24 protein-coding genes and 1 riboswitch are annotated in these 23,186 nt (G+C 62.6%); of the genes, 10 read left to right on the top strand and 14 right to left on the bottom strand.

The features are described from left to right. Window positions 1-3 precede the first annotated feature (3 nt). A complete protein-coding gene (locus tag H351_RS14495) occupies window positions 4-465 on the top strand; it encodes a MepB family protein (RefSeq protein WP_029255633.1) in 462 nt (153 codons plus the stop codon). Here the strand turns inward: H351_RS14495 and H351_RS14490 are convergent. Further along, window positions 440-1,021, bottom strand: a complete 582-nt coding sequence (locus tag H351_RS14490) for a dihydrofolate reductase family protein (RefSeq protein ID WP_029255634.1) — start codon at window positions 1,019-1,021, stop codon at window positions 440-442. The genes H351_RS14495 and H351_RS14490 overlap by 26 nt on opposite strands. 92 nt (window positions 1,022-1,113) lie before the next feature. After that, on the bottom strand, window positions 1,114-2,505 hold the full coding sequence (locus H351_RS14485; RefSeq protein ID WP_003944491.1) for a glycine--tRNA ligase: 1,392 nt from the start codon (window positions 2,503-2,505) through the stop codon (window positions 1,114-1,116). Window positions 2,506-2,703: 198 nt separating this feature from the next. On the opposite strand from H351_RS14485, the gene H351_RS14480 reads away from it, so the two are divergent. Both H351_RS14480 and H351_RS14475 read left to right on the top strand, forming a co-directional pair. Further along, complete coding sequence (locus tag H351_RS14480; RefSeq protein ID WP_003944457.1) at window positions 2,704-3,087, top strand: ArsR/SmtB family transcription factor; 384 nt, start codon at window positions 2,704-2,706, stop codon at window positions 3,085-3,087. A gap of 11 nt (window positions 3,088-3,098) precedes the next feature. Further along, window positions 3,099-3,530, top strand: a complete 432-nt coding sequence (locus H351_RS14475) for a Fur family transcriptional regulator (RefSeq protein ID WP_029255635.1) — start codon at window positions 3,099-3,101, stop codon at window positions 3,528-3,530. Between the two features lie 19 nt (window positions 3,531-3,549). Here the strand turns inward: H351_RS14475 and H351_RS14470 are convergent, their stop codons facing one another. From H351_RS14470 to recO, 3 genes are read right to left on the bottom strand one after another with little or no spacing between them, the layout of a single operon-like run. Further along, complete coding sequence (locus H351_RS14470; protein WP_019749000.1) at window positions 3,550-3,972, bottom strand: YbjN domain-containing protein; 423 nt, start codon at window positions 3,970-3,972, stop codon at window positions 3,550-3,552. Further along, the gene (locus H351_RS14465) at window positions 3,969-4,787 is read right to left on the bottom strand and encodes an isoprenyl transferase (protein WP_019749001.1); all 819 of its coding nucleotides are present in this window, start codon (window positions 4,785-4,787) and stop codon (window positions 3,969-3,971) included. The genes H351_RS14470 and H351_RS14465 overlap by 4 nt, the downstream gene beginning before the upstream one ends. Then, on the bottom strand, window positions 4,744-5,559 hold the full coding sequence (gene recO / locus H351_RS14460) for a DNA repair protein RecO (RefSeq protein ID WP_029255636.1): 816 nt from the start codon (window positions 5,557-5,559) through the stop codon (window positions 4,744-4,746). The genes H351_RS14465 and recO overlap by 44 nt, the downstream gene beginning before the upstream one ends. Window positions 5,560-5,655: 96 nt before the next feature. Here recO and H351_RS14455 point away from each other — a divergent pair, with 96 nt between their 5' ends. After that, window positions 5,656-6,405 carry a TetR/AcrR family transcriptional regulator gene (locus tag H351_RS14455; protein WP_029255637.1) on the top strand — a complete coding sequence of 250 codons (750 nt, stop codon included), beginning with the start codon at window positions 5,656-5,658 and terminating at the stop codon, window positions 6,403-6,405. On the opposite strand, the gene H351_RS14450 is transcribed toward H351_RS14455, so the two are convergent. Both H351_RS14450 and H351_RS14445 read right to left on the bottom strand, forming a co-directional pair. Then, on the bottom strand, window positions 6,402-7,391 hold the full coding sequence (locus H351_RS14450; RefSeq protein ID WP_029255638.1) for an AurF N-oxygenase family protein: 990 nt from the start codon (window positions 7,389-7,391) through the stop codon (window positions 6,402-6,404). The two genes, H351_RS14455 and H351_RS14450, sit on opposite strands and share 4 nt — an antisense overlap. 104 nt (window positions 7,392-7,495) lie before the next feature. Continuing rightward, window positions 7,496-7,936: a DoxX family protein gene (locus tag H351_RS14445; RefSeq protein ID WP_029255639.1), complete on the bottom strand. Its 441-nt coding sequence runs from the start codon at window positions 7,934-7,936 to the stop codon at window positions 7,496-7,498. A 138-nt stretch (window positions 7,937-8,074) separates the two neighbouring features. After that, a riboswitch (TPP riboswitch) is annotated at window positions 8,075-8,168 on the top strand. A gap of 17 nt (window positions 8,169-8,185) precedes the next feature. On the opposite strand from H351_RS14445, the gene H351_RS14440 reads away from it, so the two are divergent. Together H351_RS14440 and H351_RS14435 are read left to right on the top strand one after the other, a co-directional pair. Next, a complete protein-coding gene (locus H351_RS14440) occupies window positions 8,186-8,950 on the top strand; it encodes a 3-oxoacyl-ACP reductase (protein WP_046379952.1) in 765 nt (254 codons plus the stop codon). Further along, window positions 8,950-10,230 carry an LLM class flavin-dependent oxidoreductase gene (locus tag H351_RS14435; protein ID WP_021333385.1) on the top strand — a complete coding sequence of 427 codons (1,281 nt, stop codon included), beginning with the start codon at window positions 8,950-8,952 and terminating at the stop codon, window positions 10,228-10,230. Before H351_RS14440 ends, H351_RS14435 begins: the two co-directional genes overlap by 1 nt. On the opposite strand, the gene dinB is transcribed toward H351_RS14435, so the two are convergent. Next, complete coding sequence (gene dinB, locus H351_RS14430) at window positions 10,227-11,525, bottom strand: DNA polymerase IV (protein WP_081051156.1); 1,299 nt, start codon at window positions 11,523-11,525, stop codon at window positions 10,227-10,229. The two genes, H351_RS14435 and dinB, sit on opposite strands and share 4 nt — an antisense overlap. A 121-nt stretch (window positions 11,526-11,646) precedes the next feature. Between dinB and H351_RS14425 the strand changes: the two genes are divergently transcribed. Then, window positions 11,647-12,108, top strand: a complete 462-nt coding sequence (locus H351_RS14425) for a MarR family winged helix-turn-helix transcriptional regulator (RefSeq protein ID WP_029255642.1) — start codon at window positions 11,647-11,649, stop codon at window positions 12,106-12,108. After that, window positions 12,105-13,085, top strand: coding sequence for a zinc-binding alcohol dehydrogenase family protein (locus H351_RS14420; protein ID WP_021344680.1), 981 nt, complete (start codon window positions 12,105-12,107; stop codon window positions 13,083-13,085). Before H351_RS14425 ends, H351_RS14420 begins: the two co-directional genes overlap by 4 nt. Before the next feature lie 23 nt (window positions 13,086-13,108). On the opposite strand, the gene H351_RS14415 is transcribed toward H351_RS14420, so the two are convergent. Genes H351_RS14415 through kdpF form a run of 6 tightly spaced genes read right to left on the bottom strand, consistent with a single transcriptional unit; the run spans window position 13,109 to window position 20,876 of the window. Continuing rightward, the gene (locus H351_RS14415; RefSeq protein WP_019749011.1) at window positions 13,109-13,789 is read right to left on the bottom strand and encodes a response regulator; all 681 of its coding nucleotides are present in this window, start codon (window positions 13,787-13,789) and stop codon (window positions 13,109-13,111) included. After that, window positions 13,786-16,326, bottom strand: coding sequence for a sensor histidine kinase (locus H351_RS14410; RefSeq protein ID WP_029255643.1), 2,541 nt, complete (start codon window positions 16,324-16,326; stop codon window positions 13,786-13,788). Before H351_RS14410 ends, H351_RS14415 begins: the two co-directional genes overlap by 4 nt. Window positions 16,327-16,333: 7 nt before the next feature. Continuing rightward, window positions 16,334-16,984, bottom strand: coding sequence for a potassium-transporting ATPase subunit C (locus tag H351_RS14405; RefSeq protein ID WP_029255644.1), 651 nt, complete (start codon window positions 16,982-16,984; stop codon window positions 16,334-16,336). Window positions 16,985-16,990: 6 nt separating this feature from the next. After that, a complete protein-coding gene (gene kdpB, locus H351_RS14400; protein WP_020969963.1) occupies window positions 16,991-19,096 on the bottom strand; it encodes a potassium-transporting ATPase subunit KdpB in 2,106 nt (701 codons plus the stop codon). Continuing rightward, window positions 19,093-20,778, bottom strand: a complete 1,686-nt coding sequence (gene kdpA / locus H351_RS14395; RefSeq protein WP_020908186.1) for a potassium-transporting ATPase subunit KdpA — start codon at window positions 20,776-20,778, stop codon at window positions 19,093-19,095. The genes kdpB and kdpA overlap by 4 nt, the downstream gene beginning before the upstream one ends. Then, the gene (kdpF, locus tag H351_RS14390) at window positions 20,778-20,876 is read right to left on the bottom strand and encodes a K(+)-transporting ATPase subunit F (protein WP_007731078.1); all 99 of its coding nucleotides are present in this window, start codon (window positions 20,874-20,876) and stop codon (window positions 20,778-20,780) included. The genes kdpA and kdpF overlap by 1 nt, the downstream gene beginning before the upstream one ends. A gap of 329 nt (window positions 20,877-21,205) precedes the next feature. Here kdpF and H351_RS14385 point away from each other — a divergent pair, with 329 nt between their 5' ends. Then, the gene (locus H351_RS14385; RefSeq protein ID WP_019749016.1) at window positions 21,206-22,624 is read left to right on the top strand and encodes an amidase; all 1,419 of its coding nucleotides are present in this window, start codon (window positions 21,206-21,208) and stop codon (window positions 22,622-22,624) included. 4 nt (window positions 22,625-22,628) lie between these two features. Continuing rightward, a complete protein-coding gene (locus H351_RS14380; protein WP_019749017.1) occupies window positions 22,629-23,183 on the top strand; it encodes a TetR/AcrR family transcriptional regulator in 555 nt (184 codons plus the stop codon). The last annotated feature ends 3 nt before the right edge of the window (window positions 23,184-23,186 follow it).

Genomic DNA, 23,186 nt, shown 5'->3' with positions numbered 1-23,186 from the left:
TCCGTGGCATCATCGTTGCCGATGAACGCCGACGGATTTACCTGGTCCACACCGATTCCCGAGTCCGAGGGTGCTGAGTACGGCGCTCACACGCTGACCGTCAACGGCCTTCCCTCCGTCTATCGATCCGCCAAGACGACGCCGACCAAGCTCGGTCAGTTCGTCACCCTGTGGCGCCGTTCCGAGGCCGGGCCCATCCGCCCCTTCGACACCCGCGACGGCGTCGCGCTGTTTGTGGTGAAGGTCTACGACGAAGAACATCTGGGTCACTTCGTCTTTCCCACCGAAACCCTCGTCGAACACGACATCGTGTCGACGAACTTCTCGGGCGGCAAGCGCGCTATCCGGGTCTATCCGCCCTGGGTCACGCCGACCAGTGTGCAAGCCGTCAGAACCCAGCGTTGGCAGAAGCAGCATTTCGGCGAGTTCCCTGATGTATTCAACTCACCTGATACGTCGCGATGATGACGCCTGTTGTCGTAGGAACACTTTCGGTGAGGGTGAACTGAGCGAGCGCAGCACCGTCGGGGAACAATCTGCGCCCGGTTCCGAGAACCAGCGGATGAATCAGCAGAGTGTAGGTGTCGACGAGACGCCGTTCGGCCAATGACGTGATCAGGTCGCCACTGCCCAGAACCACCAGATCCGGGCCATCGCTTTCCTTCAGCGCGGCGACCGCGTCGGCGGCATCGCCTTTCAACACAGTCGAGTTCTTCCACGGCAGCGGTTCACCCAAAGTTCTTGACGCGACGTACTTCTGCGTGTTGTCGAGCACCTCGGTAAACGGATTGTCCGTCTGAAACGGCCAGTACGAGGCGAAGTTCTCATAGGTTCGGCGTCCGAAGAGCAACTCTGATTTCTTCGCCATCCCCTCCCCCATTTTCTGTGCCATGACGGAATCGTTGAAGGGTGCCGCCCATCCACCGTGCTCGAATCCGCCACGACGATCTTCGTCCGGCCCGCCAGGTGCCTGCATGACACCGTCGAGAGTCACGCTGTTGGTCACGCTGAGTTTTCTCATAACTTCGATCCTGCGCCTGAAGATCCACCATGGAAAGAGAAAACGGGCGGTCCTTCTCGAATGAGAAGAACCGCCCGTCAGCTTCGAACGAATCAGGAACCGATCAGCCGCGCAGCCAGGTAGCTTTCCACCTGATCGAGGGCGACGCGTTCCTGCGCCATGGAGTCACGCTCACGCACCGTCACAGCCTGATCTTCGAGAGTGTCGAAGTCGACCGTGATGCAGAACGGTGTGCCGATCTCGTCCTGGCGACGGTAACGACGCCCGATGGCACCGGCGTCGTCGAACTCGACGTTCCAGTTCTGACGCAACTGCGCCGCAAGATCTTTTGCCTTCGGCGTCAGATCCGCATTGCGCGAGAGCGGCAGCACTGCGGCCTTGACGGGAGCGAGTCGACGATCCAGTCGCAGCACCGTGCGCTTGTCGACGCCGCCCTTGGAGTTGGGAGCCTCGTCCTCGGTGTACGCGTCGACCAGGAAGGCCATCAGCGAACGCGTGAGACCTGCCGCCGGCTCGATGACGTACGGCGTGTACCGCTCGCCCGTCGTCTGGTCGTAGTAGTTCAGCTCGGTGCCCGAGTGCTTGGAGTGCGTCGAGAGATCGAAGTCGGTACGGTTCGCGATACCTTCGAGCTCGCCCCATTCGCTGCCCTGGAAGTGGAAGCGGTACTCGATGTCGGTCGTGCCCTTCGAGTAGTGCGAAAGCTTTTCCGGCGCATGCTCGTACAGCCGCAGGTTGTCCTTGTTGATGCCGAGGCCGGTGTACCAGTCCAGGCGGTAGTCGATCCAGTACTGATGCCACTGCTCGTCCTCGCCCGGCTTGACGAAGAATTCCATCTCCATCTGCTCGAACTCGCGGGTGCGGAAGATGAAGTTGCCCGGGGTGATCTCGTTACGGAAGCTCTTGCCGATCTGACCGATGCCGAACGGCGGCTTCTTACGCGAGGTGGTCAGCACGTTGGCGAAGTTCACGAAGATGCCCTGTGCGGTCTCGGGGCGCAGGTAGTGCATGCCCTCTTCGCTCTCGACAGGGCCGAGGTAGGTCTTGAGCATCATGTTGAAGTCGCGCGGCTCGGTCCACTGGCCGACGGTGCCGCAATCGGGGCAACCGATGACATCCATCGAGACGTCGTCCGGGTTGTCGAGCTTCTTCTTCTCCGCGTACGCCTCCTGCAGGTGATCCTGACGGTGACGCTTGTGACAGTTGAGGCACTCGACGAGCGGGTCGTTGAAGACACCGACGTGACCGGATGCGACCCACACCTCGCGGGGCAGGATCACCGAGGAGTCGAGGCCGACGACGTCCTCGCGGCTGGTGACCATGTTGCGCCACCACTGACGCTTGATGTTCTCCTTGAGCTCGACACCCAATGGGCCGTAGTCCCATGCGGACTTGGTACCGCCGTAGATCTCACCGCACGGGTAGACCAGGCCTCGCCGCTTGGCGAGATTGACAACGGCTTCGATCTTGGACTTGGGTGCCACTCGATTGCTCTCCATCTGGGTAATAGATGCATGATTTTCGTGCGCTTTTCGCACCATCAGCCTATCTGGCGGCTGCCACGCACTTCCGTCCAAGGTTGACATGCATACTTGTGCATATCAAAATGAAAGTGATTTGCAATAATGTGGTGAGATGGCTATGCCCGGACATCATGATCTACCCCTCGAAGGAGCCTCGCTGTGAGCATTGCGGATACCGGCGATCTCCACAAAAGCCATGATCATTCCGACCTCGGACACACGCACGACCCGTTCGAAGCCGCACCCCCCGCGCCCGTGCCGCCCAAGGAAACTTTGGCGGCCGCCGGCGAAATTCTGCGGGCGCTGGCTGCACCCGTTCGCATCGCGATCGTGCTTCAGCTCCACGAGTCGGAGCGCTGCGTTCACGAACTCGTCGGCGCTCTCGGTGTCACTCAGCCACTCATCAGCCAGCATTTGCGCGTTCTCAAAGCAGCGGGCGTCGTCCGCGGCGAACGCAACGGACGAGAAGTTCTCTATCGACTCGTCGACGATCACCTCGCACACATCGTCGTCGACGCTGTCGCCCACGCCGAAGAAGGATGAGATTCCACCGCATGAACACCCCGGGCAGTACGACCTCGAAACGTGGACCGGCCACCGTCGGCGTTCGTTCCACGAAACAGCGCAGCGCCATCTCCGCCCTGCTCGACGACATCGACGAATTCAAGTCGGCACAGGAACTGCACGACGAACTGCGCAAGCGCGGTGAAGGGATCGGCCTGACCACCGTCTACCGCACGCTGCAGGCACTGTCCGACGCCGGAACCATCGACGTCCTGCGCACCGACACAGGTGAGTCCGTCTACCGACGCTGCTCCTCCGGACACCACCATCACCTGGTGTGCCGCAACTGCGGATTCACCGTCGAGGTCGAGGGCCCGACGGTCGAGCAGTGGTCACAGACCATCGCCGAGGACAACGGTTTCACCGAAGTGAGTCACACCGTCGAGATCTTCGGCACCTGCCGCGACTGCGCCGCCGGCTGACAGCTGACAGCTGACAGCGTCAGGGAATCAAACCCTGACGCGCGGTATCGGCGCCGGTCAGCGCGAGTAGCAACATCGTGGTCAGTGCCTCGTCGTCCAGTCCGGCCGCCGGGAACGTGTATCGCAGGATCACGTCCGCCAGACTGCCGTGGCCGAATACCGCGATCGAACCGAATTGGATGGTCCGGTTCCGCTCGGCCACCTTGCGATGCAGTGCCGCGCTGACCGGTCGGTCCCACGCGAGGACACACGTCATGGACAGCACGTCCAGACCCTCGGACAAATTCATCGCCTGGATCGAGCACAGCGCGCCGGAGTACTGGAAACCAAGCGAGCCGTCCGCAGCCACATCGACCGTCACGAAATGCGCCAGCGAGGCGGCCGCGCGTTCTTGTAGGCGGGCTGCTTCGTCGGTGGTGTCGGTCATGTTCTCCCCTGTCATTTGACGCCACCGAATCTACGGTCGCGTGAGGCGTATTCGACGCAGGCGGCCCAGAGATCGCGGCGGTCGAAATCGGGAAACAGCTTCTCCTGGTACACCATTTCGGCGTAGGCGGATTGCCAGATCAAGAAATTGGACGTCCGCTGTTCCCCCGACGGACGCAGGAAGAGATCGACGTCGGGCATGTCGGGTTCGTCGAGGTACTTGGCAACCGTCGCCTCGGTGATCTTGTCCGGATTGATCTCACCGGCCGCAACACGCTTCGCGATTTCCTTTACCGCATCGGCAATTTCGGCCCGCCCGCCGTAATTCACACACATGGTCAAGTTCATGACTGTGTTGTTCTTGGTCAGTTCTTCGGCGATCTCGAGTTCCTTGATCACACTGGCCCACAGGCGCGGCTTACGACCGGCCCAGCGAACACGCACACCCATTTCGTTCATCTCGTCGCGTCGGCGGCGGATGACGTCACGGTTGAAGCCCATCAGGAATCGAACCTCGTCGGGACTGCGCTTCCAGTTCTCGGTGGAGAAGGCGTAGGCGGAGAGCCACTCGACACCCATCTCGATGCACCCGCACACGGTGTCCATCAGGACAGCTTCACCGCGTTCGTGCCCGGCGGTTCGCGGCAGACCGCGCTCCTGTGCCCACCGTCCGTTGCCGTCCATCACCAACGCGACGTGGCGCGGGATGAGTTCGGTTTGCAGGATCGGCGGGGTCGCCCCGGACGGATGTGGGTCCGGTGGCCGGATCACCCGTTCAGCAGCAGGATCAAGCGGAGTTCGCGGTTCGCGTCGTCGAATCACGGGTTCCATCCTGCCTCACGGGCAAGTCGACCTCGACGGCTGCATGCGGCCTCGAACGCTCGATCAGCGGCAACGTCCGCAATTGACGCTCGAGATGCCACTGCAGGTGTGCCGCGACCAGTCCGCTGGCTTGCGTCCGCAGCGTCGCGGGCGCCGAATCGGTGCCCTCCCACTCCCCTCGGAGCAGGGCTTCCATCAAGTCGAGCACTCCGGGCGACGGCGTCGCAGCACCCGCCGGGCGGCAGTAGGTACAGACGGCTCCGCCTGCGGCGACATGAAATGCACGGTGCGGTCCCGGAGCGCTGCAGCGGGCGCACTCTTCGAGGGCAGGCGCCCAACCCGCATAGCCCATGGCTCGCAACAAGAACGCGTCGAGCACGAACTCGACCGGCCGCGCCTGCTCGGCGATCGCACGCAGTGCTCCCACCGTCAATCGCTGAAGCTGCGGGGCCGGCGCGCGTTCCTCGCCGGCCAACCGCTCGGCAGTTTCGAGTACGGCGCAGGCCGTGGTGTACCGGCTGTAGTCGTCGACGATGTCAGTGGCGAATGCATCGACCGTCTGCACCTGAGTGATGATGTCGAGATTCTTGCCCGGAAGTAGTTGCACGTCGATGTGAGCAAACGGTTCGAGTCTGGCACCGAATTTGGAGGTGGTCCGGCGGACACCTTTGGCCACGGCACGTACCAACCCGAACTGACGGGTGAGCAACGTGACGATGTGGTCGGCTTCGCCCAGTTTGTGCAGGCGCAGCACCACCGCCGTGTCTCGATACAACCTCACTCGACCAGTGTCCCACGTTGTACCGACGACCGATCCCGATGCCGCGCCCGATGACAAGTCGGAAATACGGCGGGTCCGTCCGGATAGACTGGCCCGATGCCGAGCGACGCAATTGCGCAACCTGTCACTACAGAGTTGACCGGTCGCGAAGCGCGGTGGGAGCGACACAACTCCGAGCGTCAGAAACGGATACTCACCTCGGCTGTCGAACTGATCGAAGAGCGCGCGGCAGGTGCCGAGGTGTCCGTCCAGCAGATCGCCGACCGTGCCGGCCTCGCCAAGTCGGTGGTGTACCGACAATTCAGCGGCCGAGACGACCTCGATCGACGAGTCCGAGCGTTTGTGCTCGGCCAATTTGCGGCGGCCCTGGATGCGTCGATGAGCATTTCGGTAGGCACTCTCGACCAGATCCTGACCCGAACCATCAGCGCCGTCGCCGAGTGGATCACCGAGCATCCACGGATTCACGAGTTCATGGGTACCGGCCCCACTGACTACGACGACGAAAGCATCGACGCGATCAGCAGCCTGAAGGCGACAATCGCCGACTCGGCGCGCACCACTATCACCGAAGTCGGTCGATCCGTGGGGATCGACTCTTCACCCTTCGATTCACTACCGTTCGCAGTGGTGACAATGGTCGAGGGCACGCTCACCCACTGGGTCCGAAGCACCGATCCGAAACCGAGCCGCGAAGAGATCATCGCCGACCTCGCGAAATACACCTGGTACATGTTCGACGGCGTTGCCCGCTCGAGCGGGCTACAGATCGATCCCCATGTCGAATTGTCCACGCTCATAGCCGAGCTGGTGTCCTCCGACGGAGGAACTTCGCGGCCGGACTAGATCCGGGTCTTGTCGGAACGCTTCGGCTCGCCGCGGTAGCGGGCGTAGTCGCCGTCGATGCGCAGCTTTCGCCACGCGCGCTTCGACACCGGATTCATCAATCCGAGTTCGTCTGCCAGGGCTCGCATTTCGCCGAAGTAGTTACCCAGGATGCGGCGTGAATGTGGGCTCCCCCAGAAGGCGCTCTTCATCACCTCGTCCGGGATTCCGAATTCTTCGGCGAATTCCTTTGGCGGTGACATGATTTCGCCCGCAAGCCAACGCATCGTGCCGGGGAAGGCGACCGATGTGATGGCTCGACTCGAACGACTGAGTCTGGGGACGTGATTGCGCAGGAACTCGTGAGCAAACGAGATGTGTCTCGCTTCTTCGGCGATGTGAATCTCCATGGTGCGGAGCATCGCCGGCGGCGTGTCCTTACCCTCGCGGATGAGATCCTTCTGGAAGTGGTCGATCGGTTCTTCACCAGCCAGAATGCCGATGAAGAAGATGACCGGGAACTTTGCTCCCAGCACTCCGATGATCGGCGACAGCCGCCGGAACATCGGACGCATACCCGGTACGTCGATGTCCATACGATTGACGAGCTCTTGGAACATCTGGATGTGATTGCACTCTTCGGTCATCTCGTGCAGGCAGTACCGGAACTCAGGCGACTGGTTGGGTAGCGCCATGATGTATTGCAGCATTCCCCGGATCAAGATGCTCTCGAATGCCGAACCCACCTTGGTCACATTCGCCTGACGCCACATTCCCATGGCGATTCGACGCTCCAACGACTGGTCCTGGTACCACTGCGTCGCTCCGAGCGGATCCGACACGGATGAGAGCACCCACCTCGGATCATGCGGATCGATCGCGAACTCTGGTGAATCCCAGTCGATGTCGAGATAGGGATCGAAACTGCGGGCAACTGAGCCCTCGGACAAAGTCTGCAGTACCTGGCGGTACGGCTTTTCCACTTCGATCGACGCTGACCGAGCCATCGGTGTCTCCTCACGGCCAGTCCGTCGATTGGAGTCGACGGACTTGAATGAGGTCAAACATAATGGGACACCGCGTCCCACGCAACCCCTTCAGGGGCCTGATTTCAGACCCGCCGCACCGGGATGATCTCGCGAACCTTCTCGTCTCGGAGATACAGACCCGCCCACATGACGATTCCGGTGTAGACGGCAAACAATGTCGTGCTCAGCAGAGGCTGTTCCGCTCGAAGGTTGGTCAACACGGCTCCGCCCAGGTAACCGGTGAGCAGAATCGCGCCGAGTATCGACGTTCGCGGAATCACGTACAGCGCAAGGCAGATCAGTTGCACCACCCCGGCCGTCAATGCCAGCGAGTCCGGCAACCCAAGTTCGGCGGAGGCGTCCTTGACGGTCTGAAGGTTGAGAATGTGAATGATGCCGTCGAAGAGCATGAAAACGACGAACAGCCCACTCAGGACGTATCCGACCTTGCGAGCCGTGGCCGAAGGTGTCGTCGTCGTGGCGTTACCGGAAACAGTTTCGTTGTGGACGGGCTGGGTGGTCATCGGAGTCTCCTGGGGCGAAGGCGAGCGGCCGGTTGCCACTTCGCTTGCAATTACGACTCCCGAGCGATCGAAAACTCATCGCGCCGGCCGTTACTACACACCCGGCGTTCGGGACGATTCACCTCACGTGGTCTGATGGACGGTGACACGGGGTGCCGAAAAAGTCGGCTGAGATCAGACCCGATGAACCTGACCAGTTAGCACTGGCGGAGGGATGTCGACATGACCGAACAGCAATTTCAGCGCGCATTGAACCTCGACGAGCAGATCGTTCTGATCACCGGTGGCGCCCGCGGGCTCGGCGCCGCACTGAGCCGAGCATTCTCCCGCTCGGGCGCCCGCGTAATCGTGAACTACAACAAGAGCCGCGATGCCGCCGAGGCCCTGGTCGCCGAACTGGGTGAGGATCGCACCTTCGCAGTCCAGGCGGACGTGACGGACCGCAGTTCCGTCGACCAGTTGTTCTCCGCTGCACGCGAGAGATTCGACGCACCGATCTCGACCGTGGTCGACAATGCACTGGTCGACTTCTCGTTCAACGGCGATGCCCGGCCGAACGCGGACACGATCACCTGGGCCGACTTCGACTCTCAACTACGCGGAGCTGTTGCCGGAACACTCAATACCACCCAGGCAGCGCTACCAGGCATGCGCGAACTCGGCTTCGGCCGAATCATCACTGTCGGAACAAATCTGGTCCAGAATCCGGTAGTTCCGTACCACGACTACACCGCTGCCAAGGCCGCACTGTTGGCACTGACACGGACGCTGTCCGCCGACCTCGGTCCGGACGGGATCACAGTCAACATGGTCTCCGGCGGCTTGCTCCGCACCACCGATGCGAGTGCCGCGACACCGGAAGCCGTGTTCGACATGATCGCGGCAAGCACTCCCCTGCGCCGAGTCACGACGCCGGACGAATTTGCCGACGCTGCACTCTTTTTCGCCTCCCCATGGTCGCGGGCCGTGACCGGCCAGAATCTGGTTGTCGACGGCGGACTCGTCAAGAACTGATGGGCGCACAGCTACGGATAGGTGCGTTCCTGCTCGGTTGCGGGCATCACAGTGCGGCGTGGCGACACCGCGACTCACCGGTCGAAAGTCTCGGTGACATCACGTATTACGAGTCGCTCGCCCAGATCGCCGAACGCGGCAAGCTGGACGCCGTTTTCTTCGCTGACGGTCACAGTGTTCGAGAACCCGAGTCTGGTGCGTCGTGGTTTCTCGAACCGATCACCGCGTTGACTGCCATGGCACGAGCGACGGCGAACGTCGGCCTGGTCACCACCATCTCCACGACCTTTTACACGCCATTCCACGCGGCACGACTTTTGGCATCGCTCGACCACATCAGCGGCGGACGGGCCGGATGGAACGTCGTGACCTCGATGTTCGACCAGGAGGCGCGCAACCACGGACTCGAGGCGATGCCCGATCACGCATCCCGATATGAACGAGCCGACGAATTTGTCGAAGTGGCCCTCGCATTGTGGGATTCGTGGTCGGAAGACGCGCTGATCCTCGACCGGGCGGGACGTTTTGCCGACGCAGGCAAGATTTCTCGCATCGATCACGACGGCAAGCATTTTCGTGTCGACGGCCCGTTGACGGTTCCTCGATCCCCGCAGGGCAGACCGGTTTTGTTTCAGGCCGGGGCGTCCGAGCAGGGTCGCGATCTGGCTGCGCAGCGCGCCGAGGCGATCTATTCGGTTGCCTACGACCTACCCAGCGCGCAGAGCTACTACGCGGACGTGAAGTCGAGAATCGAGCGCGCCGGCCGGGATTCGAACTCGGTCGCCGTCATGCCGGGGCTGGTCACCTACGTCGGAAGTACTGTCGCCGAGGCACGGGCCAAGAAGGCCGAACTTGATCGCCTGCTGCCCACCGAACAGTCGATACGCCAACTCTCGTTGTTCACCGGACAGGATTGCGAGGACTGGGATCTCGACGGGCCCGTGCCCCCGTTGCCTCCACTCGAAGCATTCAGCGGGCCGCAAGGACGCTACGCAACTATTCTGCGGATCGTCGAGAAGGACGCACCGACTGTGCGGGAACTCCTCGGGACGCTCGCTGCGGGTGGTGGCCACGCAACGATGATCGGCACACCGGAGTCGATTGCCGACGAGATGGAATCCTGGTTGGACGGCCGCGGTGCCGACGGTTTCAATCTGATGCCGCCGACCTATCCGCAGGGCCTGGAAGATTTTGTCGATCACGTGATTCCAGTGCTGCAGGCGCGTGGGTTGTTCCGACACGAATACGAGGGAGCGACTCTGAGAGAAAACCTCACCTAGTCCGGCAGTAGCGGCACCGACAGGTCCGGATCGCGTCCCAGGAGCACTCCCCTCGTGAGAGCCGCCGAGCCGAACTTCTTCCGGACGCTGTCCATCGCCGAGTCGAGGGCGGCAGTGTCCGGACCCGCGAATCCTGGACCGTCGAAGGGCAATTCGAGTTGTTCGGCGCCGTCCCGATCCAGGTTGGAGACAGCGACACCGATCAACGTGATGCCCTTGTCCGCGATCATCGGTATCGCTTCGTCCAGCAGCACCATCGAGGCGTTCAGCAATTCCGCTGTGTCGGCGGTGGACCGGCGCAGCGTGTGAGATCGAGTTGCCCGCGTGAAATCCGCGAAGCGAAGCCGGAGCGTGACCGTGCGCCCCGTCCGCTGCGCCGAACGCATGCGTCGACTGACACGGTCGACAAGGGACATCAACGACGCATCGAGTTCTGCGCGGGAATGGGATCCGCGACCAAGCGCATGCTGAGCACCCATCGAACTGCGGCCACGATAGGCGCGGACGGGGCGCGGATCTCGATTGTGCGAGAGCGCGTAGAGATGGCGACCGGCGCCGCCCCCGAGAATCGAGACGATCGAGGATTCGTCGTGCCGAGCGATGTCACCCACCGTCACGATGTCGAAGTTTCGCAACTTCTGGGCCGTGATCTTGCCGACGCCCCACAGCTTCTCGACCGGCAACGGATGCAGGAATTCGGTCTCGCCCTCCGGCGGCACTCGCAGCAATCCGTCGGGTTTCGCGAATGCACTCGCGACCTTGGCCAGGAACTTGGTGCGTGCGATCCCGACCGTGATCGGTAGTCCGACCTGCTCGGCCACGTCGCGTCTGAGGTTGGCCCCGATCTGCAGCGGGTTTCCCACGATTTTGGCGAGCCCGCCGACCTCGAGAAAGGCCTCGTCTATGGAGATTCCTTCGACCAGCGGCGACGTGTCGTGAAAGACGTCGAACACGTCTTTGCTCGCCTGCGAGTACGCCGACATTCGCGGGGGAACGACGATTGCCTGGGGACACAGTGATCGAGCCTGACCACCACTCATCGCAGTTCGAACCCCGAATGCCTTGGCCTCGTAGCTTGCCGCCAGGACCACGCCACCGCCGACGATGACCGGTCTGCCCGCCAGAGTCGGGTCGTCACGTTGCTCGACCGATGCGTAGAACGAATCGAGGTCCGCATGGAGGATCGTTGCGTCACCCGTAGGTCGACTACCCCCAGGATGATTACCGCCAGAACGAGCACCGCCAAGGTGATTACCTGGCGTTTCTCGATCCAACGGTTCATGCGACACGAACATATGTTCCCATGCGCCACCGACACAACGAAAGGCCGCAAATAGATTCCATGGAATTGATCACGAATCGGGCGTACGGTGAAAGAATGATTCCACGGAATGCATATCGGTTCGGGGTCTGCTCATGACGGGGTCGGACCTGAGCGGTCACTTCGACAACCTCGTCCGCTTCGAAACCGAACTGTGGACGGCCGTCGACCAGCGACTCCGAAGCGAGCACGACCTGCCACTGAGTCGATTCGAGCCGATGCAGATCATCGACAGGCTAGGTTCCTGTCGGGTCTTCGACATTGCCGAAGCCCTCGCGATCACCGTCGGTGGCACGAGCAAATTGGTGGATCGGATCGAGTCCTCGGGGCACTGCCGTCGACAATCCAATCCCGCCGACAAACGATCCTCACTCATCGCGTTGACCCCCGACGGCATTGGCCTGTTGCAGGGGGCGAAGGCCACGTTCGACGACGAACTGGCACGCCGTCTCGGTTCCCTGCTGACGCCCGAGGCTCTCGATCGGTTCGGCGCCACACTGGCCACGCTGCGCGAAGCCAACCGCCGACTGACACTCATCACCAAGGAGAAAGCATGACCGACACAATGCGCGCAATCGTGCTCGACGCCCCCGGCCCGCCAGAAGCATTGACGATCAGGGAGATTCCCATACCGGCGCCTACCATCGGCTGGGTCCTCATCCGTGTGAAGGCCTTCGGTCTCAATCGATCCGAACTGCACACCCGCCTCGGCCTCGCCGAAGGCGTGACGTTCCCGAGGGTGCTGGGCATCGAGGCCGTCGGCGAAGTGGTGAACTGCCCCGGCGGGGAGTTGACCGAAGGGCAGCAGGTCGCCGCCATGATGGGCGGGATGGGTCGGGTCTTCGACGGCGGATATGCCGAGTACACATGCGTTCCCGTCAGCCAGGTCGTTCCCTTCTCCAGCAAACTGGACTGGTCGACAGTGGGAGCTGTTCCCGAGATGCTGCAGACGTCGTACGGCTCGCTGACGGTGGGACTGGATGCGAAATCCGGTCAATCCCTACTGATTCGAGGCGGAACCTCCTCGGTCGGCATGGCAACGGCAGTCCTGGCGAAGCAGTGGGGGCTCACGGTCCTTGCGACCACCCGCGATGCGAGCAAAGCGTCGTCGTTGACCGCGATCGGGGTCGACCACGTTGTCCTCGACGACGGTACCGTGGCAGGCCAGGTGCGAGACATTTTCCCGGACGGTGTTGATCTGGCTCTCGAATTAGTCGGAACACCAACACTTCCCGACACGTTGCGCGCCACTCGCGTTCACGGGACCGTGTGTTTCACGGGCATGTTGTCCAACGAGTGGACAGTCAAGGACTTCTATCCGATCGACTACATTCCACGCGGAGTGCGATTGACCTCGTACGGCGGGGACGCGTCCGACCTGCCTGCCGACGTACTGCAAGACTTCCTCTCCGCTGTCGCGTCAGGCGAGGCGGTGGTACCGATCGACGAGGTGTTCGCGTTCGAGGACATCGCGCAAGCACATGCCAAGATGGAAGCCGGTACGGCTCGTGGCAAATTGGTGGTGATGATCTGACCTGGTTTCTCACACCTGGTTTCTCACACCACGAATCGATAACCCATCCCCGCCTCGGTGATCAGATGCTTGGGGTTGGCCGGGTCGTCCTCGAGCTTGCGACGAAGTTGAGCCAGGTAGACACGCAGATAGTGAGTCTCGGTGTCGTAAGCCGGTCCCCACACCTCCCGAAGCAATTCCTTCTGCCCGACCAGCTTTCCGCGGTTGCGCACAAGCATCTCGAGCATGCCCCACTCGGTCGGAGTCAGGTGCACCTGTTCACCGCGCCGACTCACCGTTTTGGCAGCCAAGTCCACCGTGAACGACGCGGTCTCGACCGACGGTTCCGAGGTATCGGCCGCCGAGGTTCCACGCCTCGCCGCTGCGCGCACGCGGGCCAGAAACTCGTCCATCCCGAAGGGCTTGGTGACGTAATCGTCGGCACCGGCATCGAGGGCCTCGACCTTGTCCGCGGAGTCGGTGCGCGCCGACAGCACGATGACCGGCGCCGTGCACCAGCCACGCAGGCCTGCAAGTACTTCGGTGCCGTCCATGTCCGGCAGTCCGAGATCGAGAATCACCACGTCCGGCGGCCGTTCCGCTGCAGCGCGCAAGGCCCCTGCTCCGGTGGACGCCGTCACCACGTCATATCCACGCACAGTGAGGTTGATGCGTAGTGCCCGCAAGATCTGCGGTTCGTCGTCGACAACCAGTATCCGGCTCATGACTCGCTTCCATTCGTTCCTGCACCGGCCAGTTCGACCATCATCGTCAACCCACCGCCCGGAGTGTCGGTGGCACTGACCGTTCCGCCCATCGCGTCGACAAATCCGCGCACCACGGACAACCCGAGTCCGACGCCGCCCGTGTTGTCGCGATCCCCCATTCGCTGAAACGGCTCGAACATCGATTCGGCTTCACCACGGGGTACACCGGGGCCGGTATCTGCGACGGTGATGACGGTGCGGTCTCCGACGCGTGCTGCTCCCACTCGCACCGGTGTTGTGCCGCCGTACCGCAATGCGTTGTCGACGAGGTTGGCGATCACTCTCTCGAGCAAACCCTGATCGGCTTGCACGGCAACAGTACCCACGTCGACGATCACACTGTGAGACCGGGAGTCCGACCGGCCGCCGATGCCTAATCCAAGCAACGCCCGGTGAACAACTTCGTCGAGGTACACCGCCCGCAACGTCGGCTTGACCACTCCCGCAGCCAGTCTGGACGAATCAAGAAGGTTGCCGACCAGCGCGGTCAACTGATCCGCAGACTCCTCGATGGTGGCCAGTAGTTCTGCCGTGTCCTCAGGTGAGAACTCGATGTCGTCGCTGCGCAAGCTCGACACAGCAGCCTTCACGCCGGCAAGCGGTGTCCGAAGGTCATGGCTCACAGCCGAAAGCAATGCTCGGCGCAGTTGATCAGCCTCGGTCAATGCAGCCGCCTTGCTCGCTTCGACCGTGAGCTTGTCCTGACGGATCATGCCGACCGCCTGGTGCGCGACAACGGTCAACACCCGACGATCACGCGCACTCAACTCCGGCCCCGACAGCATCAGTGCGTATTCGCCGTCGTTTACCTCGCATACGGAATCCGCGTCAGCTTCACGTGCCGGCGGTTCTGCACCCACGGCCGCGACTACGCCATCCTCATGATGCACCACCGAAACCCCACGTTGACGGTAGATTTCACGAGCTTTCTCGAGCAGCGTGGACAGGTCAGCACCGCGGAGAACCGACCCCGCAAACAGTGTCAGAAGTTCCGCTTCCTCCGAAGCGCGCTTCGCTTCCCGAGCCTTTTTGGCGGCAGCGTCCACCAGAACGGCCACTGCCACAGCCACTATCAGCAGCACCACCGTCGTGATGAAGTTGTCGGGTTCGGCGATCGTGAAGCTGTACCTGGGGTCGGTGAAGAAGTAATTGAGCAGCAGTCCCGATAGCAGAGCAGACAGCATTGCCGGCCCGACACCACCGAGCAGCGCGACCAGAACCACCACCACGAAGAACAACGCGTTTTCACCCTGCACGCCGGAGATCCGGTCGATCAGACCCATGAGTCCGGCTGCGGCCGTCGGAACCACCACTGCCGCAATCCACGACAGCAAGCGGTACTCGGATCGGCCGAAAAACGAGATCCGCCGACGGACGGTCGTTTCCTCATGGGTGACCATGTGAACGTCGATGCCGCCGGACTGCTGAACCACCGCGGCGCCGATCCCCTCGTCGAGGATGCGCGCCAGCCGAGAACGTCGAGACGTTCCCAGAACCAACTGTGTGGCGTTCTCCTCGCGGGCGAATTCGAGAAGCGTCGACGGTACGTCGTCACCGACAACGGTGTGAAGCGTGGCGCCGACCCCGACGGCCAACGCGCGCACCTTGCCCATCTCCGGAGCCGAGACGCCGGTGAGTCCGTCACCGCGCACGACGTGGACCACCATCAGTTCGGCACTCGATTTCGACGCGATACGGGATGCGCGTCGTACCAGCGTTTCCGACTCCGGTCCCCCGGTCACGGCAACGACGACACGCTCGCGCGCCTCCCAGGTATCGGTGATCTTGTTCTCGGCCCGGTACTTCGCCAGGGCGGCGTCCACCTGATCGGCCACCCACAGCAGAGCCAGTTCGCGTAGCGCCGTGAGGTTTCCGCGTCTGAAGTAGTTACCCAATGCCGCATCGACACGCTCCGGCGAATACACGTTGCCGTGAGAAAGTCTGCGGCGCAGCGCCTCCGGAGTGATGTCGACCAACTCGACCTGCGCCGCACTACGCACTATCGCGTCCGGAACCGTCTCCTGCTGAACCACGCCGGTGATGTGCGCGACAACGTCGTTGAGGCTTTCGAGGTGTTGCACGTTGACCGTGGACAGGACGTCGATCCCGGCTTCGAGCAGTTCCTGTACGTCCTGCCAGCGCTTGTGATTCTCACTCCCCGGAGTGTTGGTGTGTGCCAACTCGTCCACGAGGACAAGGGCCGGCCGCCGAGCCAACACGGCCTCGACGTCCAGTTCCGGCATCCGTGTTCCGCGATAGTCCACCAGCTTCGGCGGAATGATCTCGAGGTCACCGATCTGCGCCGCCGTGCGGGCGCGGCCGTGTGTCTCCACAACGGCCGCGACCACGTCACAGCCACGATCTCGACGTCGATGAGCCTCACCGAGCATCGCGAAGGTCTTTCCGACGCCGGGGGCAGCGCCGAGGTAGATACGCAATTCACCACGTTTGCGTGCCCTACCGAAAGATTGACCGACCTTCTCCGAAGAACTCACGTGACAATCATCCACCAGTCGTCGGCGCAGCACACGTAGGTGCCGTCAATCCGAGTGCCAGGTTCAATTCCAGGACGTTGACTCGCTCGGCTCCGAGAAATCCGAGTTGCCGACCGTCGGTGTGCTCAGCCACCAAGCCCCGCACCTGGTCTTCCGAGATGCCGTTGTTCGCCGCCACCCTCGCGACCTGCAGCTCGGCGTACGCCGGACTGATGTGGGGATCGATACCCGAGCCCGAACCGGTGACTGCGTCGACGGGCACCGATGCCGGGTCGACGCCCTCACGTGCCGCGATGGCTGCCCGGCGCTCGATGATGAATCCGGCCAGAATCTCGCTGCTCGGCCCCTGGTTGGACGGCAGTGCCGCAGCCGGATCACCGGTGGCAAAAGGATCCTCGTCCGAAACGGATCCGACAACGCGGTTGTGGAAGAACGGGTCCTGCTGCCCTTCGGCAACCTGCGGATCAACACCCACCCAGGCACTGCCGACCACGCAACCGGCGGCATCAGTGACCGGTGAGCCTTCGGCAGATCCGGGGCTGATCCGGCTGACCCCCCACACCGCGGCGGGATAGATCACACCGAGAACGACCGTGAGTGCAAGTAATACGAGCAAACCCGCCCACACCTGTTTGGCAAAACCGATAGTGAAACGCATGTCAGGTCACCCAATTCCAGGAATCAAACGCACGACGAGATCGATCAACCAGATACCTACGAACGGTGTGATCACACCGCCGAGACCGTAGACGAGCAGGTTACGTCCGAGCAACTGCGATGCTGTCGACGGTCGGTATCGAACACCCTTGAGTGCCAACGGAATCAACCCGATGATCACCAAGGCGTTGAAGATCACGGCCGAGACGATCGCCGATTCGGGGGTGGCGAGCCGCATGATGTTCAACGCGTCCAGCTGCGGGTAGATGCCGCTGAACAATGCCGGCAGGATTGCGAAGTACTTCGCCAGGTCGTTCGCCAACGAGAATGTGGTCAAGGCGCCGCGGGTGATCAGCAATTGCTTGCCGATTTCCACTACCTCGATCAACTTGGTGGGATCGGAATCGAGATCGACCATGTTCCCGGCCTCTTTGGCTGCCGAGGTTCCCGTGTTCATCGCGACCCCGACATCCGCCTGGGCAAGGGCGGGCGCATCATTGGTCCCGTCACCGGTCATCGCGACGAGACGTCCGCCTTCCTGCTCCTTCCGGATCAGGGCCAGTTTGTCTTCCGGGGTGGCCTCCGCCATGAAGTCGTCGACGCCCGCCTCATCGGCAATCGCCTTCGCGGTCAACGGATTGTCGCCGGTGATCATGATCGTGCGAATACCCATCGCCCGGAGTTCGGCGAACCTGTCAGCCATTCCCGGCTTGACGACGTCGGACAACGCGATCACGCCGAGGATCGAGGTGCTCTCACCGTGCTTGACGGCAACTACCAGTGGTGTTCCGCCGGCTTGGGCGATGTCGTTCACGGTATCGGTCACCGCGGTCTCTGCATGTCCACCGCCACTGACGACCCAGTTCATCACCGCATCTGCTGCACCCTTTCGGATTTGGCGTCCGGAGTGGTCGAGTCCGCTCATCCGCGTTTGTGCCGTGAAGGGAACGAACTCGGCGCGTTCCTCGTCGAGCGTCGGTTCAGCCGCGAGAGAGAACTCTGCTGCGCACAACTCGACGATGCTCCGTCCCTCGGGAGTTCCGTCAGCCAGGCTCGACAAGCGCGCTGCCGCAGCAAGATCGTCGGCGGATACGCCGGGTGCCGGGTGGAGCGCGGTCGCCCGGCGGTTGCCGAAGGTGATGGTTCCGGTCTTGTCCATCAACAGGGTGTCGATGTCGCCCGCAGCTTCCACGGCACGCCCCGACATCGCGAGAACGTTGCGCTGGACGAGGCGGTCCATGCCCGCGATACCGATTGCCGAGAGCAGCGCTCCGATGGTCGTCGGGATCAGGCAGACGAGGAGTGCGATCAGCTTGATCGGATCCTGCTCGTGCCCCGCGTACAAGCCCATCGGGCCGATGGCTACGACGGCGAGGAGGAAGATGACCGTCAACGACGCGAGCAGGATGTTGAGCGCAATCTCGTTGGGTGTCTTCTGACGCGAGGCACCTTCGACGAGCGCGATCATCCGGTCCACGAACGAACTGCCCGGTGCTGCGGTGATTTCCACGACGATCCGGTCGGAGAGAACCGTCGTACCACCGGTGACGGCGCAGCGGTCGCCACCGGATTCACGGACTACCGGGGCGGATTCACCGGTGATCGCCGATTCGTCCACGGAGGCAATACCTTCGACCACGTCGCCGTCGCCGGGGATGACCTCGCCGGCAACCACGATCACCCGGTCGCCGACCACCAGTTCGGTGCCGGAAACCGATTCGATCGCGCCGCTCATCGTGATCCGATGTGCTGTGGTGTCCTGCTTGACCTTGCGCAGGCTGGCCGCCTGAGCCTTGCCTCGCCCTTCGGCCACGGATTCGGCGAGGTTCGCGAAGATCACCGTGAACCAGAGCCACAGGGTGATCACCCAGGAGAACACCGAGGGATCGGCGATCGCCATGACGGTGGTGATGACGGAACCGACGAACACCACGAACATGACCGGGTTACGCGCCAAGTGGCGTGGGTCGAGTTTGCGTACGGCCCCCGGCAACGCGGTGATCATCTGCCGCGGGTTGAATACGCCTGCGTGTACTTGACGGGACTGCCCTGGATCAACCTTGTCGGCAGCGTCTTGCGCTACCACGGGTTTCTCACTGATACGCACGGTCATTGAAGAGCCTCCGCTAGCGGGCCCAGCGCGAGGGCCGGGAAGAATGTAAGTGCAGCAACAAGAACGACGGTGCCGGTCAACAGGCCGGTGAACATCGGGCCGGATGTGGGGAGGGTGCCCGCCGTCGGCGCCACCTTCTTCTGAGAGGCCAGCGCACCGGCCAGAGCGAGAACGAAGATGATGGGCAGGAATCGGCCCAGAAGCATGCAGATTCCGAGAGACGACTGGAACCAGTCGCTGGTGACGGTCAGACCGCCGAACGCGCTGCCGTTGTTGTTCGAGGCGGAAGCGAAAGCGTAGAGCACCTCGCTGAACCCGTGGATCGATCCCGGCGTGCCCGGATCTCCCCCGTTACCTTGATAACCGGTGGTCGAACCAAGGATCACGGTGATGGCGGTACCGATCAGGACCAGTGCGGGCATGACCAGGATCGACAGCGCCGCAAGGGTTATCTCGCGTCGACCCAACTTCTTGCCGAGGTATTCGGGCGTGCGACCGACCAACAGTCCGCCGACGAACACTGCGATCAGCGCCAGCACGAGAATCCCGTAGAGGCCGGTTCCAACCCCGCCCGGCGCGATTTCGCCGAGCAACATGTTGAGCAGGACCGCGCCGCCGCCGAGGGGCGACATGCTGTCGTGGGCCGAGTTCACCGCGCCCGTCGACGTTCCCGTGGTCGCCACCGCGAACAATGCCGATCCGGGGATTCCGAAGCGAACTTCCTTACCCTCCATCATCGAACCAGCTGCTGTGGCGGCAACACCGCGTGCGCCGGATTCGGCAGCGAGCGTCACCGCGAGCAGTCCGCTCCACAGGATTCCCATCACTGCGAGCAGGGTGAGGCCTTGCCTACGATCACCGACGAGAGTTCCGAATGTTCGTGTGAGGCAGACCGGAATCAACAGGATCGCCAGAATCTCGACGATATTGCTCAGCGGGGTGGGGTTCTCGAACGGGTGCGCCGAGTTGGCAGCCAAGATCCCGCCGCCGTTGGTGCCGAGTTCCTTGATCGCTTCCTGGGACGCGACGGGAGCTAGTGCATTGGTCACCGCATTGCCGTCGAGGCCGGTGGAGGCGAAACCGCTGTGGAACGACTGGATCACTCCCTGGCTCAACAGGATCAGGGCGATCACGAAGGAGAACGGGAGGAGGATGCGCAGAGAACCACGCGTCAGATCGACCCAGAAGTTGCCGATCTCGCCGCCCCGGGCAACCCGAATGAAGCCACGAACCAATGCGATGGCCACCGCCATCCCGACTGCGGCAGAGACGAAGTTCTGCACCGCCAGGCCGACGGGCTGAACGAAGTTGCTCATCGTCGTTTCCGGCGTGTACGACTGCCAGTTCGTGTTCGCCACAAAGGAAATCGCGGTGTTGAAGGCAACGGCAGGGCTGACGCCGGACAGTCCGTCACTCAGCGGTAGTACACCCTGAATCCGTTGGAGAAAGTACAAGAACAATGCGCTCGCCAACGAGAATCCGAGAACGCTTGCGGCGTAGCCGTACCACGTCTGCTCGGCCCGCGAGTCGATCCGGCCGACGCGGTAGATCACACTCTCGACCCGCAGATCCCGCGTCGACGAGTAAACGCGTGCCATGTAGTCGCCCACCGGAACGTAGGCAATTGCCAGAACGGCGAGGACAAAAGCGATCTGCAGGCCGGCTGCAAGAGCGGGCGACATCAGAACCTCTCAGGATCTACGAGTGCAACGAGCAGATAAATGACCAATGCCGCGGCGACGGCGATCAGAACCACGCTGACCACACCGGCAACCGTCATTTGGGAGCGCTCGCCTGTAGGGCGCGCAGCACCAGCGCGCACACGAGAAAACCACCGAGAATCAGAGCAACGTAGGCCAGATCGGCCATGAGCTTCCCTCTTCGAAATCTTTTGCCGTGCTGCTGTGCATCGCAGCCATGACGCTCGGTCGCCCTCGACCGGATGCGCTCTCTCAGCATCGACCTCCAGAGAGGCCGATTCCGTGTCTCTGACGATCCACTTACGCACTGACCTGGCGTCTTGACGCGATCTTGACGCGGAACCCACGTTCGCTAATACTGAAACAAGTTACTGTTCGTTCGAACGAACAGTTTTGCGAAGGGAACCTGATGACTTCTCGAACCGACCACGATCTCGCCCCCGGCCTTGTCGACCAGGTTGCGAGTCTGGCTTCGGGTGCTACCTCGTCCGTCGCGGCCACGGAGGCAACGCTGAGCCGGATCGAGGCCACTCAGCCTCACCTCAATGCGTTCAAGATCGTGCGGCGCGAGAAGGCACTCGAAGAAGCTGCCGAGGCCGACAGGCGTCTCGCACTCGGCGAGCGCCTACCTCTTCTCGGCGTGCCGATCGCAGTGAAGGACGACGTCGACATCACCGGCGAACCCACCGCCTTCGGTTGCCCTGGCGATTTCCCGGCCAAGACCGAGGACTCGGAGATGGTTCGACGCCTCCGCGACGCCGGCGCAGTGATCGTGGGCAAGACCAACAGCCCGGAACTGGGCCAGTGGCCGCTCACGAGCGGTTCAGCCTTCGGCTACACGCGCAATCCGTGGTCGCGTCACCACACTCCAGGCGGATCGTCGGGCGGCACCGCCGCGGCCGTCGCTGCCGGATTGGTCAGCGCCGGAATCGGTTCCGATGGAGCCGGTTCCATCCGAATCCCCGCGGCCTGGACCAACCTCGTCGGAATCAAGCCGCAGCGCGGGCGCATCTCCACCTGGCCCGACGCCGAAGCCTTCTACGGCCTGACGGTCAACGGCCCGCTCGCTCGCACCGTCGCCGACGCGGCACTGTTGCTCGACGTCGCTGCCGGCAACCATGACGGCGATCTCCACAAGCCGACACCGGTCACCGTCAGCGACGCGGTGGGACGCGACCCCGGAAAACTGAAAATCGCTCTTTCCCTTCGTAATCCGTTCACCGCCACTCCTGTGAAGCTGGACCCGGAAGTGCGCCTGGCCGTGCATTCGATCGCCGACACGCTGCGGGAACTCGGACACCACGTCGTCGTCGACGATCCCGCATACGGCCTGATCTTCGGCCTGAACTTTCTGCCCCGCTCACTCGTCGGGGTCCACGACTGGCTCGGACGCGTTCCCGACCCGACACTGGTCGATGCCCGAACACGCGGAAATGCACAGAACGGCAAGCTACTTCGTGGTGCACCACTGCGCGCGGCCCGCGCGGCCGAACCGCGGATGCGAAAGCGGATCGGAGCGATCTTCGACACCTACGACGTCGTCCTGGCACCCACGACGGCAACTCCACCGATCATGGCGACCGCGATCGACGGCATCGGTGGCTGGGACACCGACAAGGTCATGACCGGCGCCTGCCCGTACGCGTGGCCGTGGAACGTCCTCGGCTGGCCCTCGGTCAACGTGCCGGCCGGATTCAGCAAGGCCGGCCTGCCCATCGGTGCGCAGTTGATGGGCAACGAGAACACCGAACCTCTGTTGGTCTCCCTCGCTTCACAATTGGAATCGGTCCTGCGTTGGGATCAGGTCCGACCCGAGCCGTGGTGGTGACCCGATGAGTAACCGGGACGTTCGCGAGCGAATACTCGACGCCGTTCTGCACGTCGTCGGTACCGACGGCATCCCGGGTGTGAGCAACCGGCGCATCGCCGCGCAGGCCGGCGTCTCACTCGGATCGATCACGTATCACTTCGCGAGCCAGTCGGACATGCTCCGCGCTGCTCTGTCTCGTTTCGTGACAGACGAGACGACGCGCCTGCGCGCCTTGGCCGAGGAGTACCGCGACAAAGGTCTCAGCGTCGAGGATGCCGCGGCAATAGCTGAGAAGGTGACGCGAGATCTTTCGTTCTCGGCCGAGCGGATCGCGCCGTTCGAGATGTACATCGCCGCCGGCCGCGACCACGAACTCCATGAAGTGGCGGTCGAATGCTTTGCCGCCTACGACGATTTGACCGTCACGATTCTGACGGCACTCGGCGTACCGGATCCCGAATCGATTGCATCGACGCTCGTCGCCGTCATCACTGGACTCCAACTCCGACGCCTGGCCACCGGCGTCGACGAGCAGGACATCGGCGCGGCGATCCTGAGGGTCCTCCGGCCCCTGTGAGTG

The sequence above is a fragment of the Rhodococcus erythropolis R138 genome (assembly GCF_000696675.2).
Lineage (GTDB): Bacteria > Actinomycetota > Actinomycetes > Mycobacteriales > Mycobacteriaceae > Rhodococcus_F > Rhodococcus_F erythropolis.
Note: the sequence above shows the minus strand (reverse complement) of the source record. Positions and strands in the feature narration are given on the sequence as shown.